The 17,497-nt window shown below is 64.3% G+C and carries 18 protein-coding genes, 1 tRNA gene and 1 pseudogene; 11 read left to right on the forward strand and 9 right to left on the reverse strand.

The window, feature by feature from the left end:
* The coding region (locus tag AS156_RS37395) for a ubiquinone biosynthesis hydroxylase (protein ID WP_245313236.1) at window positions 1–1,111 on the forward strand (1,111 nt) is incomplete at its 5' end.
* Window positions 1,112–1,126: 15 nt separating this feature from the next.
* Here the strand turns inward: AS156_RS37395 and AS156_RS37400 are convergent.
* Genes AS156_RS37400 through AS156_RS37410 form a run of 3 tightly spaced genes read right to left on the reverse strand, consistent with a single transcriptional unit; the run spans window position 1,127 to window position 2,837 of the window.
* Window positions 1,127–2,041, reverse strand: a complete 915-nt coding sequence (locus tag AS156_RS37400; RefSeq protein ID WP_066515005.1) for an alpha/beta hydrolase — start codon at window positions 2,039–2,041, stop codon at window positions 1,127–1,129.
* A gap of 9 nt (window positions 2,042–2,050) precedes the next feature.
* A complete protein-coding gene (locus AS156_RS37405; RefSeq protein ID WP_066515007.1) occupies window positions 2,051–2,248 on the reverse strand; it encodes a Trm112 family protein in 198 nt (65 codons plus the stop codon).
* 46 nt (window positions 2,249–2,294) lie between these two features.
* On the reverse strand, window positions 2,295–2,837 hold the full coding sequence (locus tag AS156_RS37410) for a TetR/AcrR family transcriptional regulator (RefSeq protein WP_066515010.1): 543 nt from the start codon (window positions 2,835–2,837) through the stop codon (window positions 2,295–2,297).
* A 260-nt stretch (window positions 2,838–3,097) separates the two neighbouring features.
* On the opposite strand from AS156_RS37410, the pseudogene AS156_RS45425 reads away from it, so the two are divergent.
* From AS156_RS45425 to AS156_RS37440, 6 genes and pseudogenes are all read left to right on the forward strand, one after another.
* A pseudogene (locus tag AS156_RS45425) lies at window positions 3,098–3,284 on the forward strand (hypothetical protein); the annotation flags it as partial.
* Between the two features lie 145 nt (window positions 3,285–3,429).
* Window positions 3,430–4,233: a crotonase/enoyl-CoA hydratase family protein gene (locus tag AS156_RS37420; RefSeq protein WP_066515011.1), complete on the forward strand. Its 804-nt coding sequence runs from the start codon at window positions 3,430–3,432 to the stop codon at window positions 4,231–4,233.
* A complete protein-coding gene (locus AS156_RS37425; RefSeq protein ID WP_066515209.1) occupies window positions 4,230–4,652 on the forward strand; it encodes a PaaI family thioesterase in 423 nt (140 codons plus the stop codon). The genes AS156_RS37420 and AS156_RS37425 overlap by 4 nt, the downstream gene beginning before the upstream one ends.
* Window positions 4,653–4,984: 332 nt before the next feature.
* Window positions 4,985–7,519, forward strand: a complete 2,535-nt coding sequence (locus AS156_RS37430) for a bifunctional diguanylate cyclase/phosphodiesterase (protein ID WP_066515014.1) — start codon at window positions 4,985–4,987, stop codon at window positions 7,517–7,519.
* Between the two features lie 226 nt (window positions 7,520–7,745).
* Complete coding sequence (locus tag AS156_RS37435; RefSeq protein ID WP_066515211.1) at window positions 7,746–8,024, forward strand: PepSY domain-containing protein; 279 nt, start codon at window positions 7,746–7,748, stop codon at window positions 8,022–8,024.
* Window positions 8,025–8,034: 10 nt separating this feature from the next.
* The gene (locus AS156_RS37440) at window positions 8,035–8,610 is read left to right on the forward strand and encodes a cytochrome b/b6 domain-containing protein (protein ID WP_066515015.1); all 576 of its coding nucleotides are present in this window, start codon (window positions 8,035–8,037) and stop codon (window positions 8,608–8,610) included.
* Window positions 8,611–8,661: 51 nt separating this feature from the next.
* Here AS156_RS37440 and AS156_RS37445 read toward each other — a convergent pair whose 3' ends face one another.
* Window positions 8,662–9,336: an LON peptidase substrate-binding domain-containing protein gene (locus AS156_RS37445; RefSeq protein WP_066515017.1), complete on the reverse strand. Its 675-nt coding sequence runs from the start codon at window positions 9,334–9,336 to the stop codon at window positions 8,662–8,664.
* Window positions 9,337–9,471: 135 nt separating this feature from the next.
* Window positions 9,472–10,392, reverse strand: coding sequence for a thioredoxin (gene trxA / locus AS156_RS37450; RefSeq protein WP_066515023.1), 921 nt, complete (start codon window positions 10,390–10,392; stop codon window positions 9,472–9,474).
* A gap of 218 nt (window positions 10,393–10,610) precedes the next feature.
* Between trxA and AS156_RS37455 the strand changes: the two genes are divergently transcribed.
* Both AS156_RS37455 and AS156_RS37460 read left to right on the forward strand, forming a co-directional pair.
* Window positions 10,611–11,045: an SRPBCC family protein gene (locus AS156_RS37455; RefSeq protein WP_066515024.1), complete on the forward strand. Its 435-nt coding sequence runs from the start codon at window positions 10,611–10,613 to the stop codon at window positions 11,043–11,045.
* Between the two features lie 183 nt (window positions 11,046–11,228).
* A tRNA-Gly gene (locus AS156_RS37460) sits at window positions 11,229–11,303 on the forward strand.
* 219 nt (window positions 11,304–11,522) lie between these two features.
* Here the strand turns inward: AS156_RS37460 and AS156_RS42570 are convergent.
* Window positions 11,523–11,717, reverse strand: a complete 195-nt coding sequence (locus tag AS156_RS42570) for a hypothetical protein (protein ID WP_136626618.1) — start codon at window positions 11,715–11,717, stop codon at window positions 11,523–11,525.
* A 286-nt stretch (window positions 11,718–12,003) separates the two neighbouring features.
* Between AS156_RS42570 and AS156_RS37465 the strand changes: the two genes are divergently transcribed.
* Together AS156_RS37465 and AS156_RS37470 are read left to right on the forward strand one after the other, a co-directional pair.
* On the forward strand, window positions 12,004–13,281 hold the full coding sequence (locus AS156_RS37465; RefSeq protein ID WP_066515027.1) for a PQQ-dependent sugar dehydrogenase: 1,278 nt from the start codon (window positions 12,004–12,006) through the stop codon (window positions 13,279–13,281).
* 190 nt (window positions 13,282–13,471) lie between these two features.
* Complete coding sequence (locus AS156_RS37470) at window positions 13,472–14,053, forward strand: c-type cytochrome (protein ID WP_066515213.1); 582 nt, start codon at window positions 13,472–13,474, stop codon at window positions 14,051–14,053.
* Between the two features lie 148 nt (window positions 14,054–14,201).
* On the opposite strand, the gene panE is transcribed toward AS156_RS37470, so the two are convergent.
* The 3 genes from panE to AS156_RS37485 form a co-directional block, all read right to left on the reverse strand.
* Window positions 14,202–15,122, reverse strand: a complete 921-nt coding sequence (gene panE / locus AS156_RS37475; RefSeq protein WP_066515029.1) for a 2-dehydropantoate 2-reductase — start codon at window positions 15,120–15,122, stop codon at window positions 14,202–14,204.
* Window positions 15,123–15,200: 78 nt separating this feature from the next.
* A complete protein-coding gene (locus AS156_RS37480) occupies window positions 15,201–15,815 on the reverse strand; it encodes a 2-hydroxychromene-2-carboxylate isomerase (protein ID WP_245313237.1) in 615 nt (204 codons plus the stop codon).
* A gap of 111 nt (window positions 15,816–15,926) precedes the next feature.
* Window positions 15,927–17,276, reverse strand: a complete 1,350-nt coding sequence (locus tag AS156_RS37485; protein WP_430641840.1) for an MATE family efflux transporter — start codon at window positions 17,274–17,276, stop codon at window positions 15,927–15,929.
* Window positions 17,277–17,497 lie beyond the last annotated feature (221 nt).

Consider the following 17,497-nt stretch of genomic DNA (forward strand, 5'->3'; position numbering starts at 1 on the left):
TCCGGCGCTGGCGATGCGGCCGAGCCGCGACCCGCGCGCGACTGCGATCGTGGCCGCCTGCCGGCGGCTGTTCGAAACGCTCGGTGTCTGGGGCCAGGTCGCGCCGACCGCGCAGCCGATCACCGACATGGTGGTCACCGACTCCAAGCTGCAGGATGCGACCCGGCCGGTGTTCCTGACCTTCGCCGGCAATGTCGCGCCCGGCGAGCCGTTCGCGCATATGGTCGAGAACCGCTATCTGATCGATGCGCTGGCCGCGCGCGCGGAGGCCGAGGGCGTCGAGCTGCGCGCCACCGCGGTGTCGAGCTTCGATGCCCGCGCCGACGGCGTCAGCGTGACCCTGGCCGACGGCACCGTGATCGATGCCAGCCTGCTTGTGGCCGCCGACGGCGCACGCTCGAAGCTGCGCGAACGCGCCGGCATCGCCACCCATGGCTGGGACTACGATCAATCCGGCATCGTCGTCACCGTTGGGCATGAGCGCGAGCATCACGGCCGCGCCGAGGAGCATTTCCTGCCCGCTGGTCCCTTCGCGATCCTGCCATTGGCCGGCAATCGCTCCTCGCTGGTGTGGACCGAGACGCGCAAGGATGCCGCGCGCATCACCGCGCTGAGCGATGAGGAATTCCACGCTGAGCTCGAGCAGCGCTTCGGGCTGCATCTCGGCGAGATCAAGGCGCTCGACAAGCCGCGCGCGTTTCCGCTCGGCTATTTCGTCGCGCGCTCCTTCATCGCCGAGCGGCTGGCACTGATCGGCGATGCCGCGCATGTGATCCATCCGATCGCAGGGCAAGGGCTCAATATGGGCCTGAAGGATGTCGCGGCGCTCGCCGAGGTCGTCGTCGACGCGGCGCGGCTCGGCATGGATCTCGGACAGGCCGATGTGCTCGAGCGCTACCAGCGCTGGCGGCGCTTCGACACGATGGCGATGGGGGTTGCCACCAACTCGCTGAACTTCCTGTTCTCCAATGAATCGACGCTGCTTCGCACGGTACGCGACATCGGCCTCGGCCTTGTCGACCGCGCGCCGCCGTTGAAGGAAATGTTCATTCGCCAGGCGGCCGGCCTGTCGGGCGAAGTGCCGCGGCTCTTGAAGGGCGAGGCGTTGTAGCGCTCGACGCGACCGCTATTCGTGCGAGATGAACTCGGCCACCGCGTCGATCATTGTGGGGTCGAGTGGCCGGTCCGGCTGATTGTAGCTCGCGACGTCGTCCGCCTCGTCGGTCACGTCGACCAGCACGTGGTTCATGTCCGGCAGCCACAGCGACTTGGCCGCGATATCGGCGGCGGTGAGCGCGAGCAAATCGACCCGAGGCAATTGACGGTCGCGGCCGCCGGCGATGATCAGCGTCGGGCCGGTGATCTTCTTCATCGCATCGATCGGATCTTCGTTGAAGGCGGATGCCATGCCGGGCTGCATCGACGGCGCGATCGCGAGCCCCGCCGGCGGCGGGTCGACGATCTGCCCGGCCATGATGTCATCGATCGCCTTGCCGATCGGCGCGTATTTTTCTGGCGGCAGCTGCTTCTCGAGCTGCGCCTTCAGGAGATCGCCCTGCTTGCGCGATGCCGTTGCCAGCAGCACCAGACGGTCGATCGGCGCGCGCTGTACGGCCAGCAGCGCGACGAGGCCGCCTTCGCTGTGCCCGACCACGTTGAGCCGCGAGAATTGGCCGCTTGCCCGGAGATATTCGATCAGCGATGCGGCGTCGTCGACGAAGTCCTTGAAGCGGAAATCCTCGGGACGGCCGAATTCCTTCTTCCAGCCGCCGGCGCCGCGCTTGTCGTAGCGCAGTGTCGCGATGCCGCGCGCGACCAGTTGCTCCGAGAGTTTCTTCAATGTCGCCGGCTTGAGCTTCGGTCCGTTGCCGTCATGATCGGTCGAGCCGGAGCCGGCGATCAAGAGCGCCACCGGCGGCTTCGGGACACCGGGCGGAACCGTCAGCACGGCGTCGATCGGGCCGACGCGGACCTTGCTCTCGTCGGCCGCCGCGCTCGCCAATGAGGCGAGCAGAAGCAGCAATGTGACGATCGCCCGCATGTCGTGATGCTAATCGATCTTCCTGGCTTCTTCCGGCAGCATGATCGGGATGCCGTCGCGGATCGGATAGGCGAGCTTGGCGGAGCGCGAGATCAGCTCCTGCTTCGCCGCGTCTAATTCCAGCGGCCCCTTGGTGATCGGGCACACCAGGATTTCCAGCAGTTTCGGATCGGCGGTACTCTCGAGATGGTCGGGCGTGGAATTCATCGATGTCTCCGGCTCACTGCAGTCTAGCACGTCCGATCGACGGCTGTCATGACGGCGGCCGGGTCGCCATCCGCAACAGCTCCTCGAGCACCGCCCGTTGCCTGTCCTGCGGCAGGGCCTGGTCGGTCGAGGCGAAGCCGAGAAACGTCCAGTAAAGAATCTGCGCGCGGGCGCGTGCGACGGCGTCGGGCAGCCCGGTCTTTTTCAGCAAGGCTTCGACATAATCAAGCCGGCGGCGATCGATAGCCTGCACCGCGCTGCGCGCGGCGGGTTCATGCGCCGCCCAGCTGCGCACCGCGCGCTCCAGCGCGAGCTTGCTGATGAAGGTCAGGCGCAGCAGCACCGCCACCGGGTCCTCGTCCCTGGCGGCCTCGATTCCGGCGATGATCTGCTCGGCGGCGACGTCGCGCCAGCGCTTGAGGATCGCGGCATGGAACGCGCCGATGTCGGCGAAGTGCCAGTAGAAGCTGCCGCGCGACACGCCCATTGCCCTGGCCAGCGGATCGGCCTTCAGCGCCGTGAAGCCGCTCTTCGCCAGGGTCTTCAGACCCAGATCGAGCCAATCCTGCGCCGAGAGTTGATCGGCCATGGTTCCCCCTTCATGTCTCTCCTCACCATACACAAGTGTATTGACAGGCACCAGCGCCGGGATCATAACCATACATAACTGTATGGAGCCGTCAGATGCGTGATTGTCTGCTGCAGGGTGCCGGTGTCGTCGCGATCGTGATCAGCCTGATCCACGGAGTGCTCGGTGAGACCAAGGTCTTTGCACGCGCTAGCGTCGAGCCGCCGCGGCTGCGCCTGTTGCTTAGGCTGGTGTGGCAGGCCGGCACGATCGCCTGGATNCGGCGGCGGTGTCCTCCTTCTCCTGGCACCATCGATGGCAAGCGACGTCGCGCGGCACTGGATCGTCGTCACGCTCGCCGTGGTGTTCGGCTTCGCCGCGCTGGCCAACGCGATCGCGACGCGCGGTCGTCATTTCGGCTGGATCGGGATGAGCGCCGTCGTGGCGCTCGCGGTCGCTGGCTACTAAAGCATGATCCGGAAAAGTGTGAAGCGGTTTTCCCTCGCGACAAACGCGGACGCGTTTGCGCGGAGATCATGCTCAAACAAGAAGCGAAAGCCCGATGACGATTCAACGTGATCTCATCGCGCTTTAGTGACAGGGAGGCGCCATTATGGACGATCGTATCGACCTCAGCATCGCCAACGGCATTGCGGACGTTCGCCTCAATCGTCCGGACAAGCTGAATGCGCTCGATCCGGCGATGTTCAGCGCGATCGCGGACACCGGTGCGCGGCTGAGGGACGACCGCCGCGTGGGCGCCGTGGTGCTGTCGGGCGAAGGCAAGGCGTTTTGCGCCGGGCTCGACATCGAGCGTCTGGTCGCAACCACCGAAGGCGAATCGATCCTGCCCTTCGCCGATCTTGGGCAACGCACGCATGGCATCGCCAATTGGGCGCAGCATCTGGTGTGGCTGTGGCGGGAATTGCCGGTGCCCGTCATCGCCGCGGTCCACGGCGTCGCGTTCGGCGGCGGCTTCCAGCTCGCGCTCGGCGCCGACATCAGATATCTCGCGCCCGACACACGGCTTTCGATTGTCGAGGCCAAATGGGGCCTGGTGCCCGACATGGCCGGTACGCAGCTCATGCGCCATCTCGCCGGCGAGGATGTCGTGCGCGAGCTGACCTACACCGCCCGCATCTTCTCCGCGCGGGAGGCACTCACCTACGGCCTCGCCACAAGGATCGTCGACGATCCCCGAGAAGCTGCGTTCGCGACCGCGCGCATGATTGCGGGTCGCAGCCCGGATGCGATCCGCGCCGCCAAGCGGCTGCTCAACCTCGCTGCAACCTGCGATGCGGCGACGGGGCTTGCGGCCGAGACCGCCGCTCAGGCAGCGTTGCTCGGCACGCCCAATCACGTCGAGGCCGTGCGCGCCAATCTCGAACACCGCCTGCCGCAATGGAGCTTCGCATGACCACGAGCCCTGGATACGATCTGAAGCATCTCATCGCGACCAATGCATCGGCCGCCTTCAACCGGCTGATCGGGCTGGAGGTGGTCGCGGGAGCCGCCGGCGAAGTCGAATTCCAGATGCCGTGGCGCGATGACTTCACCCAATATGCCGGCCATTTGCATGCCGGAATGATTGCCGCCCTGCTCGACACCGCCTGCGGCTTCGCGGCGGCGACCGTTGTCGGCAAAGTCACTGCATCGCACTTCTCGATGAACTGCCTGAGACCGGCCGTGGGCCGGCGCTTCGTCGTGAAGGGCCGCACGCTGCGCGCCGGCCGCAAGCAGACGTTCGCGCAAGCGGAGCTGTTCGCCGAAGACGAACAGGGTGAGTTGTCGCTGGTCGCGACCGGCGAGACCGTGCTTGTTCCCCTCGGTATGTGAGACGAGCTCGACGCGCATTCTTTCGGAGAAGACGGCGCGCGGCATGGGCTTTGTCGTGAGCCGCGGCGTGCGTGGAACGTTGTCCTGGATGGATTGGCTGACCCGAGGTCCTGCCGCACTTCAAAGCGAGACATGAGAGGGGCGATCGCCCCGCGTTGATACAACGCAGTGGCGTTGTCTTACGCTACGTTTCGCGAAATTTATGGGGGCATCAATTTCGCTGCAGAGTCGGCTTACGCGCGGATAACCATGCCATCGAATGCTTGGAAAATTTATCCAGAAGCAAGTTCGAGCGGACTATCACTCGGGGCAGATAATCATGGGCCGACGCGATGTTCCGTATTTTTACGTGCATTTCCGGTGAGCATGACTGGCGGCTTGTGCTGCTCGCCGGCCTGGTCTGCTTCGTCGCAAGCATTGTTGCCGTCAACATTTTCCATCGGGCAATTTCATCGCAGGCGGGGACGCGCCTGATCTGGATCGCGATCGCCGGTGCTGCGATCGGTTACGGAATCTGGGCGACGCATTTCATCGCCATGCTCGCTTATGAGCCCGGGGTGCCGACCGGCTACAGCATCGCGCTGACCGCGTTGTCGCTCGCCGTGGCGATGCTGCTGACGTCAGGCGGCCTCGGCTTTGCCGCCACCGAGTCGAGCCGCTGGCGCGCGCCGATCGGCGGCGCGATCATCGGGGCCGGCATCGCCAGCATGCACTATCTCGGCATGTGGGCGCTCGAAGTGCCGGGCCACGTGACGTGGTCGCTCGACCTCGTCGCCGCCTCGATCGTGCTTGGCATGCTGTTCGGCTACGCCGCGCTGGCGATCGCGGTCCGCTACCAGGACCGCTGGATGTCGACCGCCGCAGCGCTGCTGCTCACGCTTGCAATCGTCTCGCATCATTTCACGGCGATGGGCGCCGTCGGCATCGTTCCGGATCCGCGGCTGGCGCCGGACGCGATGTCGCTCTCTCCCGCTTTCCTCGCCGTCGCGATCGCCGGCGTGGCGCTCTCGGTGCTCGGGATGAGCCTGGTCGGCGTGCTGGCGGATCGCCGCCTGGCGCTCCGCACTCACCGTTTCGAGGAGATCATCAGCCAGCTCTCGCTCGCACGCCATCAGGTCGAAGCGTCGCAACGCGAGCTGCAGGAGCAGAAGCTGCGGCTGGATACGGCGATCAACCACATGGGCGAAGGCCTCTGCATGTTCGATGCGGAGAAGCGCCTCGTCGTATGCAACGACCGCTACGCCAATATGTACCGGCTGCCGCCCGAACTGCTGGTGCCCGGAACCCATCACCGCGACATCATCACCCATCGGATCGTGAACGGCATCCTCAAGGGCGAAGCGAGCGACAGCGCCGCGACGCAGCGGCTCGCGACATTGAACGCGCTGCCGGCCAACGAGATCAGCAGCCGGGTCGATGAGCTTGCCGACGGCCGGTTGATCTGCGTCACCCGGCAACCGATGGCGGGCGGCGGCTGGGTGGCGACACATCTCGACGTCACCGAGCAGCGGCGCTCCGAGGCCAAGATCACCCACATGGCGCAGCATGATGCGCTGACCGATCTGCCCAATCGCGTGTTGCTGAAGGAGCGGCTGGCCCACGCCCTTTCGATTACGCGCCATGGCGGGCCGAACCTTGCGGTGCTGATGCTGGATCTCGATCGCTTCAAGGACATCAACGACACGCTTGGGCATTCGGCAGGCGATGCGTTGCTGCAGGCGGTGGCGGCGCGATTGCGCCGCTGCGTCAACGACACGGCCTCGATCGCGCGCCTCGGCGGCGACGAATTCGCTGTGATCGACTATGTCACCGACCCGATCATTGACGGGGGTCTGCTTGCCGAAAAGATCAAGAAGGCGCTCAGCGAGCCGGTCGACCTCGGCCACCACCGGGTGACCACCGCGACCAGCATCGGCATTGCGATCGCGCCGCGCGACGGCACCGACTCGGACGAGATCCTCAGAAGCGCCGATCTCGCGCTCTATTCGGCGAAGAGCCGTGGGCGGGGCTCCTTCCGCTTCTTCGAGCCGGAGCTCGATCAGCTGCTGCAGGCCCGGCGCGGCCTCGAGCGCGATCTGCGCAGCGCGCTCCTGAACGGCGAGTTCGAGCTTCACTATCAGCCGTTCCTGAACGTCGCGACCGGCGAGACCAGCGGTTTCGAGGCGCTGCTGCGGTGGAATCATCCGCAGCGCGGCATGGTGTCGCCGGTGAAGTTCATCCCGCTGGCGGAAGAGACCGGCCTGATCGTGCCGCTCGGAGAATGGGTGTTGCGAACCGCCTGCGCCGAAGCGGCCAAATGGCCTGACGATCTCAAGATCGCGGTTAATCTGTCGCCCGCCCAGTTCAGGAGCCAGGACCTTGTTCCGGTGGTGATCAGTGCGCTTGCGAACGCTGGAATAGCCCCGCATCGGCTCGAGCTCGAGGTCACCGAGACGGCCATCATCCACGACAGCGAAGCTGTCTTCGCCGCGCTCGGTCAACTGCATGACCTTGGGGTGCGGATCGCGCTCGACGATTTCGGTACCGGCTATTCGTCGCTCAGCTTCCTGCAGAGATTTCCGTTCGACAAGGTCAAGATCGATCGCAGCTTCGTATCCGAATTGTCGGGACCGACGGATGAGTCGCGCCGGATTGCGCGCGCCGTGGTTCGGTTCGCCGTCAGCCTCGGCAAGACGACGACGGCCGAAGGCGTCGAGACTAGGGAGCAGCTCGACATTCTCCGCGCCGATGCCTGCGCGGAAGTGCAGGGCTTCCACTTCAGCCCGCCGATCCAGGGCACGAAGGTCGCCCAAATGATCAGCGAGCGGGCTCCGGCAATGACCGAGCGTCCCGTCGTCCGCCGTGCGATCGCGGGCGCCGCTTCCTGACTGCGGGCCAAAGCGACGGATCGAGCGTCGTGAGGCGTAAGGCCGCAGCGAGCCGCCGAACGCCAGTTTGTGCACGGAGATTGCAACGGTTTTCTCGACCGTTAGAATTTCTCTAAAGCCTTCAAGGCGCCGCACCGCATTGACTTCGCGATCGCCTCCGCGTCCTTCGATCACCGCGCCCAGCGTGAAGGCGTTTTGCGCGATCGAAAATCGGGAGGAGATGTTGGTGAGGGTCATTCGGAGTGCTGCGTTTGCAGCGTCTGTGCTGGGGCTGATGGGATCGGCGGCACTTGCCGACGGCTACAAGGACTGCACCAAGCTCGACAAGGCCGCGTGGAAGCCGGCGAGCGAAGCCGAGGCAAAGGCCAAGGCGGCCGGTTACGAGGTGCGCCGCTCCAAGATCGAAGGGTCCTGTTACGAAGTGTACGGCGTCAAGGAAGGCAAGCTGTACGAGCTGTTCTACAGCCCCGAGGATCTCAGCCTGAAGCACACGATCGCGAAGTGACCTGAGGTCGATGGCAGAGACAGTGCCGGGGCTGCACGATGCGCCCGCGCGGCGCTCCGCGTCGCGTGTGGTGCAGGTCTGGGATCTGCCGCTGCGACTCTGGCACTGGGCGCTTGCGACCGCCGTGCTGGTCGCATGGGTCACGCCCAACAGTCATGACCGGCTGCACCGGCTCGCCGGCTATTGCGTGATCGGACTGTTGGTCTTCCGGCTGATCTGGGGCTTTGCCGGTGCCCGGTATTCAAGGTTCAGGATGCTCGGCGTGCGGCTGCACGCCGCGCCGCGATACATCTGGAATCTGCGCCGCGGCATCACCGGGCGATATATCGGGCTCAATCCTGCCGGCACCGTAATGCAGGTGGCTTTGCTTGCGCTGCTCGCGGTCTCCGCGATCACAGGTGGGATGCAGGTCACGGTGAGCTTCTTCGGCGTCTGGTGGGTGGAGGACATCCACGCCTATGCCTCGGATGCCGTGATGATCCTGGTCCTGCTGCACGTGCTCGGCGTCGTCGCGATGGGATGGGTGCAGCGCCAGGACCTGGTGCGCGCGATGCTCACCGGACGGAAGCGGATCCGCAGCCACTGACGATCGGCGATGCGCAGCGCGGGCCGACCGTCGCCAGGATGATGGGTGGGCTCACTGCACCGGAGGGTCGCCGCTGGTGCGCTTCTTGGCGAGATCCATCTCGGTGACCGCGATCAGGATCTCGGCCCGGGTCTTCAGGTCGGGCGCCTCGAGCATGGCCTGCTTCTCGGCGGGACCGTAGGGCGACATCATCGCCAGCGCATTGACCAGCGCCTCGTTGGGCGCAGCCTCGATGCCGTCCCAGTCGACCTTCAGATTGTTGGCCTCCAGGAAATCGGTCAGCACCTCGAGCAGCGCCTTGCGGTCGACGGCCTCCTCGCCCTTGCGCGCGGTGAAGTCGCCGGTGAAGGAGAAGAAATCGACCTTGCACTGGCGATACGGCGTCTGCACGGTCAGTTCCTCGACCACCTTGAAGCGCGACACGCCGGTCAGTTCGAGGATGTAGCGGCCGTCTCCGGATTCAGCGAGCTGGGTGATGCGGCCGACGCAGCCGATGCGGAACAGCACCGGCCTCGCTTCGTTCGGCGAATGCGTCACGTCGGGCTGAATCATGCCAATCAGGCGGTGGCCGTCGCGCAGCGCGTCGTCGACCATCGCGAGATAGCGCGGCTCGAAGATGTTGAGCGGCATCTGGCCGCGCGGCAGCAACAGCGCGCCGGGCAGCGGAAACACCGAGATCACTTCGGGAAGCTCGGCGGGTCCGCGGTATTCGGCATTGATCGGCATCTGCGGTCCCGCTGCTGTTACAGGCGCGGTCCAAACATGATCCGGATCCGTAGGGCCGCGCTGGCGCGGAATGTATCGCGGTCTTCCGGCAAGATCATGCTCAAACAAGATTCCACCGCGCGGTCGCCCCGCGCCTTACGAGAAGAGGATGGTCGACAGCCGCTTGCGTCCTTCGACGGTTGCCTCGTCGGTGCCACCCCACGCCTCGAAGAACTGCACGAGCTGCTTGCGCGCGCCGTCGTCGTTCCACTTGCGGTCACGCCTGACGATGGTGAGCAGCTGCTCGGTCGCCTCACCGCGCTTGCCCATCGCATTCAGCGCGGTGGCGAGATCGAACCGGGCCTGATGATCGAGCGGGTTTGCGGCAACTTTCTGTTCGAGCTCCGTGACCGGGCCAACCGACTGCGCCTGCTCGGCGAGATCGATCGCCGCCTGCACCGCCGTCACCGCGGCGTCGTTGCGCTTGGATTCCGGAACCATCGCAAGCGTCTGCTTGGCCTGCTCGATCGCGCCGGTCGTGACATAACATTTCGCAAGGCCCGCCAGGGCTGCGATGTTGGTGGCGTCGTGCGCCAGCACTTCGGCGTAGATCTGCGCGGCCGCAGCAGCATCGCCCTCGGCGAGCACGGCCTCGGCCTCTTTCAGGATTTCCCCGAGATCGGGTTCACCGGCCGCCGGCACGCCCTTGGTGATCTTCTCGATGAAGGCGTTGACCTGGCTCTCGGGCACCGCGCCCATGAAGCCGTCGGCGGGCTGGCCGTTGACGAAGGCGATCACCGCCGGAATCGACTGGATGCCCATCTGGCCGGGGATCTGCGGATGCTCGTCGATGTTCATCTTGACCAGCTTGACGCGACCCTTGGCGTTGCGGACCGCCTTTTCCAGCATCGGCGTGAGCTGGCGGCACGGACCGCACCAGGGCGCCCAGAAGTCGATCATCACCGGCTGGCGGCGCGATTCCTCGATGACGTCCTTCACGAAGGTCTGGGTCGTCGTTTCCTTGATCAGATCGGGCGCTGCCTGGGGCGTTGAGCCGCCCTGCTCCACTATCGTCACGTTGTCCTCGCCTGGTCTTTGCGAATGAGGTCAAAAATCCGGGGCCGTTCTAGCACGCTCCGCGTGGCTGGTTCAGCCGTTCTGTCTGGCTAAATGGCGGTCGGCGGGCAAATTTCAATCATTTGTCGCAAGCCCTGTTCCATCGGAGATCGGGTGGGTTCGCGCCACCGGGTGGCCGATGATCGCACCGTCGAGGCAATCCCGGGAGACGCTCGCCAATGGCAAGGGCCTATTACAGCACCGTGTTCGAGCAGCCGGCCGGCGAAGTCTGGAAAATCATCCGTGATTTCAACAATTACCCGGTCTGGGTCCATGGCGAGGGGACGAGCGAGATCGAGGACGGCAGGTCCGGCGACAGCGTCGGCGCCGTCCGCAGTCTGCTCTACCGGGAGCGGCGGATCCGGCAGCGGCTGCTGGCGCAATCCGATGTCGAGTGCTTCCAGACCTACGAATTCGCCGGTCCTGCCACCCTCCCGGTGACCGATTTCAAGGCGACCTTGCGGGTGACCCCGGTCATCGACGGCAACCGCGCCTTCGTCGAATGGTGGGCAAATTTCGACTGCGAGGCTACCGCCCGCGCCGAACTGACGCAGACGCTGGCCGGCTGGTTCGAGACCTGGCTCGAATCGCTGCGCGATGCGATGGCGGTCTGAGGTCGGTTCCCGGCCCAAAAGCAAAGAAATCGTGATGTGGAGCAGTTTTCGGCCGATTCGAGCTCAATTTTTAAGGAAACCGGGCGATTTCGTCGCTACGCCACTGCGCTCTTGTGTTGCATTCGCTCAAAGCATTTGGCATAGGTCTGCCGTTGCCGGCGAGCGATCGCCGCCATCTCGGATGCGGGTGTAGCTCAGTGGTAGAGCACGACCTTGCCAAGGTCGGGGTCGAGGGTTCGAGCCCCTTCGCCCGCTCCAGAACTTCTCGCCGTCCGAGCTGACAGTCTGATGAAGGCCCGCCGTCCGATGCGGGCTTTTTTTATTGCCATCTGAGATGTCCGCTTCCGGGGTGCGATGTTGTAGCCGCCAGCCAAGCAAGGTCGCGCTGCGTCCTTGTTGGCGCTCATGGTTGATCGGGGCCTCGCCGCCGCCTACTCCCGCGATCGCGTCGTTCGAGGCGACCGTAAGATCTTGCAATCAGCGATCCGTGGCGTGTGCGATGTGTCTATCTGAAAAGATTCGGATCGCCGAACCGACATAACTTGACTTGGCCGGAAGGCGGCCAAAGGCGAGAGTAGCAAGCGCGGCACAATCATCATTGCGCATCAGGTGCTGAGCGAACGTCTTGGCTTGCGCGCAGACAATGTCAGGTGCTGTTGCATCGCCCGCCATAGACGCTCCTGTGTTTGCGCGCTTGCAGTACCGCGCAACAACCGTTCGCTTCATCTGAATATTGCGTTGCAACGCGACTGCCTCTTTCGTGCGCACGTCGTGAATGAAAATGTTCTCTCAACTTGTTTTGACAGCAATGCACCTACAGCCGTACGCTTTTCAGCGTCGTCGAATGTGCTACCATTTTGCCGTCTGACCTATCGCACAGACCGCCACATTCATCTCTCAAGGCGTTCAAAATCAATAACAGGGCAGGCTGCAACGGCTTGCATAGGGGAGTGACGCTATGAAATCGGCTTTCAATCGATCCATACTTGCGTTCGCGGCGATCGCGCTTTTGGCGGGGACGACCTTCGCCAATGCGCAGCAACAAACGGACAAGAGTCGTCCGTTGAAGAAATACGAATCCGGCAACAAGGAATTCTGGACGCATCCGCCGGATGACTGGTTCCTCGGCGATGAGACCGAGGCACAGAAGGGCCTCGCCCCGCCGTCCGGGCCGCCGACCGGCTCCTCCGACGCCGAGCTCGCGGCGACGATCAAGAAGATCAAGCTGCCGCCGGGCTTCAAGATCGAGGTCTATGCCTCGAACGTGCTCGCCGCCCGCCAGATGGCGTGGGGCGACAAGGGCACGCTGTTCGTCGGCTCGTTCGGTCTCGGCAACGTCTATGCGATCAAGGACAATAACGGGAAGAAAGAGGTCAAGACGATCCTCAAGGGCCTCAACATGCCGACCGGCCTCACCTTCAAGGATGGCGCGCTCTACGTCATCGCGGTCGACAAGCTGATCAAGTACGATAACGCCGAAGCCAATCTCGACAATCTCGGCCAGGGCAAGGTGGTGTATGACGACATGCCGTCCTACGCGGCGCATGGCTGGAAATACATCGCCGTCGACAAGGACGGCTGGTTCTACATTCCGTTCGGCCCGCCCTTCAACATCGGCATCCCGCCGACCTCGGTGTCGCAGATCCGCCGCGTCGATCCGAAGACCGGCAACGCGGAAATCTGGGCGCTCGGCGTGCGCAACTCGGTCGGCGGCGACGTCGATCCGCGCACGGGCAAGTACTGGTTCACCGAGAATGCGCGCGACTGGGTCAGCGACGATCTGCCGAGCGACAAGCTCAACATGATCGACAAGATGGGCGAGCACTTCGGCTATCCCTATTGCCACCAGGGCAATCTGCCGGATCCGAAATTCGCGATGGGCCACAAGTGCTCGGAGTTCACCCCGCCGGTACTCAATCTCGGCGCTCATGTGGCTCCGCTCGGCATGAAGTTCTATACCGGCAGCCAATTCCCGGCTGACTACAAGAACAACATCCTGATCGCCGAGCACGGCTCCTGGAACCGGCATAAGTACCAGGGCGGCCGCATCGTACGCGTCATCGTCGGGCCCGACGGCAAGAACGCCAAGCAGGAGGTGCTCGCCTCCGGCTGGATCGAGGGCGACCAGGGCTATCTCGGCCGTCCCGCCGACATCCTGCTCGACAAGGACGGTTCGATCCTCGTCGCCGACGACTGGGCCGGTGCGATCTATCGCATCAGCTACAGCAAGAAGTAACGGCTGAGCGCGTGCGGGGCTGCGGTGGCCGACGAGGCGGCCGCAGCCCCGTTGGCGTGGTTCGGTACGGCGGCAACGGAACAGACTCGTCATGCCCGGACTTGATCCGGGCATCCATCCAACAAAAACCCTTCAGCAAGCACGATGGATCGCCGGGTCAAGCCCGGCGATGACAGCCGGAGAAACTGACATGCGCGTTGCGTCCCTTGGAATTCTGCTCGCGTCAGCGATGGTGCTGTCGCCGTTTGCCCACGCCGCCGATATCGCCGCCGGCAAGGAGAAGGCCGAGCTGTGCGTCGGCTGCCACGGCGAGAACGGCATCTCGCAAACCGAGAACATTCCCTCGCTCGCGGGCCAGCTCGATCAGTTCATCCAGTGGCAGCTCGTGTTCTTCCGCGCCGGCGCGCGCAAGAACGAGCAGATGCAGCCGATCGTCGAGCAGCTCAACAACGAGGACATCCGCAATCTCGGCGCTTACTTCGCATCGCTGACGCCGTTCAAGGGGGGCAAGGACGACAATCCGGATCTATCGGAGAAGGGCAAGCAGGCCGCGGCCGGCCGCCGCTGCGCCTCATGCCACACCGACACCTTTGTCGGCACCAAGGCGGTGGCGCGCATCGCCGGCCAGCGCGAGGAATATCTCGTCAAGGCGCTGCACGACTACAAGTCCGGCCTGCGTTCCGGCGGCGCGCAGGCCGCGATGGCCGACGTGGCCTATCCGCTCAGCGACGAGGAGATCACGGCGCTCGCGCATTATCTGGCGCATCTCTAGCTGCAGAAGAGATTGTCGTCCCTGCGAAAGCGGGGACCCATAACCACCGATTTCAATTGTCTTGAACGGATATTAACTCCGACCGTCTCAAATCGAGAGGCCGCGGCGTATGGGTCCCGGCTTTCGCCGGGACGACACCGGCTGTGGGTCAGGCGCCCCGCTGCTTCTCATACGCCTTCAGATGCGTATACGCTGTGCGCAGCTTCGGCACCGGAATCTTCGCCGCGTCCGCGCGCACGATCAGGTCGCCGATCACATGATCGGCTTCGACCGGCAGCCCCGCCTTGATGTCGCGGAACATCGACGCCGTCATCTGTGAACCCTCGGCTGTGAGCAGCCCGCGGGTGCGCTGGAAGAACGGTCCGCCCGGCATATGGCCGGCGGCACCGGCGATCGCGCTGCATTCGTCGAGGATGCCGAGCAGGAAATCCTTGCCGCCGGGCGCGGCCAGGATGTTGCCGACCGAGGTCCGCATCAGGCATGTGGAGGCGGCGAGCGAGGCGAGGAACACCCACTTCTCCCACATGTCCTGCATGATGTGATCGCTGGCGGTCGCGCCGTTGACGACAGAGAACGTATCGGCGATCGCGCGCACCCGGTCCGACGTTCCGCCGGCGCGCTCGCCGAAATTCAGCGATTGCATCGGCTGCAGCTGCACCACCTCGCGCTTATCGTTCAGTGTTGCCGCGATCGCGCAGAGCCCGCCGAGCACATGGGCCGCGCCGAACTTCTTGTCGAGCGCGTCGAGATGCAGCATGCCGTTGAGCAGCGGAATGATCGCGGTCTTGTCGCCGACGGCGGGCGCAAAGGACTTGATCGCATCCTCGAGATCGAACGCCTTGCAGCTGAGCAGCACGATGTCGAACTTCTCGGAGAGCTTGTCGGCTTGCACGGTCGGCGGATTCTTCAGCGTGACATCGCCGTTCGGGCTCTTGATCACCAGCCCGGCGGATGCCAGCTCAGATGCGCGCCGAGGCCGCACCAGAAAGGTAACGTCGCGGCCGGCCTGAAGCATTCGGCCGCCGAAATAACCGCCGATCGCGCCGGCACCGACCACGAGAACGCGCATGGGATTTTGTCCTTCTTTGTTGCTTGAGGAGAGCTAGCGAATAGCGAATAGCAATATGTGCGTGCCATTCGCCATTCGCTACTCCCTATTCGCTCCCTTGATCATTTCCTCGACTTCGCGCAGCTGCTCCTTGCCGAAGAAGATCTCGTTGCCGACGAAGAAGGTCGGCGAGCCGAATGCGCCGCGCTCCACGGCCGCTTGGGTGTTCGCGATCAGCTTGGCCTTCACGTCCGGATCCTGCGCACGCGCGAACAGTTTGGCGGCATCAAGACCCGACGAGGCGATGGCTTTGCCGGCGACCTCGGGGTCGTCCATCTTCTTCGGCTCCACCCACATATGGTGGAACGCGGCCTCGATGTACTTCTCGAACACGCCTTCGAACTGGGCTGCGACGGCTGCGCGCATCAGATTCAATGTATTGACCGGGAAGAACGGGTTCCAGGTATAGGGCTTGACGTTGAAGCGCTTGAGGAAGCGCTCGGTCTCCAGCTTCATGAACTCCGGCTTGTTCTTGACCCCGGCCAGCGTCTCGGCCGGCGACTTGTTGTTGGTCGCCTTGAAGATGCCGCCGAGCAGGATCGGAACATATTCGAATGTGACGCCGGTGCGCTTCTCGATCGCCGGGATCGCCTCATGGCTGAGGAAGGCATTGGGGCTGCCGAAATCGAACAGGAATTGCGGATTCTGGCTCACGGCAGTCTCTCCCAGGTCTTTATTCAGGTTGGGCTCATGCAGCATGGGCCCGCTCTCGCAGGCGCCATCCGTAGAATATGATAGTCATCATGTGAGCCGTGGCGTGCGATGTCAAATCAGACGCTTGATCGTCTGCTTGCGCCATACCAGCCTGTAATAGGCCATCTGCAGTACGAACATGGTTGCAAAAGTAACCGGGTAGGCGATCCAGATGCCCTGCACGCCCATCGTGCGGCTGAGCAGGACCGCGACGGGCACCTCGACCAGCGTGATCGCGATGATCGAGATGAACAGCGGCATCCACACCGTGCCGCCGGCGCGCATCGCCCCCGAAAACACCGTCGCCATGCCGAACAGGACGATGCTCCACAGCACGATGTGAAGCAGCTGCTCTGCGAGCGCGAGCACCGCGCTGTCGACGATGAAGAAGCCCATCAAGGGCCGCGCGAACAGGTAGCCGAGCACGACCAGTCCGCCGGTCAGCACCAGATTCATCTCGAGACCGGTCCGGACGATGGCGCCGACCTGGCCGGGAGTGCCGCGGCCGATCGCCTGCGCGCCGAAGATCGACACCGTGATCGCGATCGAGATCGCCGGAAACTGCACGTAGCCTATGACCTGGTTGACCGCGCCATAGGCGGCGGTGGCGTCCGAGCCGAAGCCGTTGACGAGGCCGAGCAGCACCAGCTCGGCGAGCGAGATCACGACCATGCCGATCGCGGTCGGAATGCCGAGCCGCAGCACGATGCGCAGCAATGCGCCGTTGGGCCGCATCGCGCGCAGGAACGCGGCGTCGAAGGCGAGCGCATGGCGCCGGCGCAGCATGTGAACATGCAGCCACAGCAGCGTCACCACGCCCGAGACCGCGGAGGCGACCGCAGCACTCGCCACGCCGAGCATGGGCAGGCCGAGCCAGCCGCGGATCAGCGCGGGCGTCACCACAAGGCCGACGGCGGTCGAGACGGTCAGCGCGATCAGCGGCGTCACGGTGTCGCCGACGCCCCGCATCATCGCCGTCAGCAGCAGGAATGCGAAGGTCACCGGCATGAAGATCATCATGATCCGCGCATAGGACACCGCGGCGTCGAGGACGTCGGGCGGCGTGGCGAGCGCGATCAGCAGCGGCCGGGTGAACAGGCCGCCGAAGATCGCGATCGCGATCGCAAGCAAGAGCGTCACGGTCATGGTCGTGCCGGCGACCGCCTTCACCCGTTCGGGCTCGCGGGCGCCCCAGGCCTGGCCGATCATGACGGAAGCGCCTGCGCTCAGGCCGATGACGAAGGCGATGAAGAAGAACATCACCGGGAAGAACACCGACACGGCGGCGAGCGCGTCGACGCCGATCATCTGGCCGAGATAGACGCCGTTGATGGTGCCGAACAACGACTGCAGGACGTTGCTCAGCAGCATCGGTGCAAGGAAGAACAGAAAGGCTTTGCGTAGAGAGGGAAGCTTGGACACGTTCAAATTCCAAAAGTGGTACCGAGCTAGTGCGGCTTGGTGATTAAGTCAGGCAGCACGCACCGCTGTCGTCCCTGCGAAAGCGGGGACCCATACTCCGCGGCCTTTGCCAAGGGCACGCGGCTAGTTCGACGCGCTGCAACGCTCTTCAGTGGCTATGGGTCCCCTGCTCCCGTGCGCAGTTGCGCACTAGGCAGGGACGACATCCCGTTCGAGGTTCA

Origin of the sequence: Bradyrhizobium macuxiense (assembly GCF_001542415.1) — a bacterium.
Classification (GTDB): Bacteria; Pseudomonadota; Alphaproteobacteria; order Rhizobiales; family Xanthobacteraceae; genus Bradyrhizobium; species Bradyrhizobium macuxiense.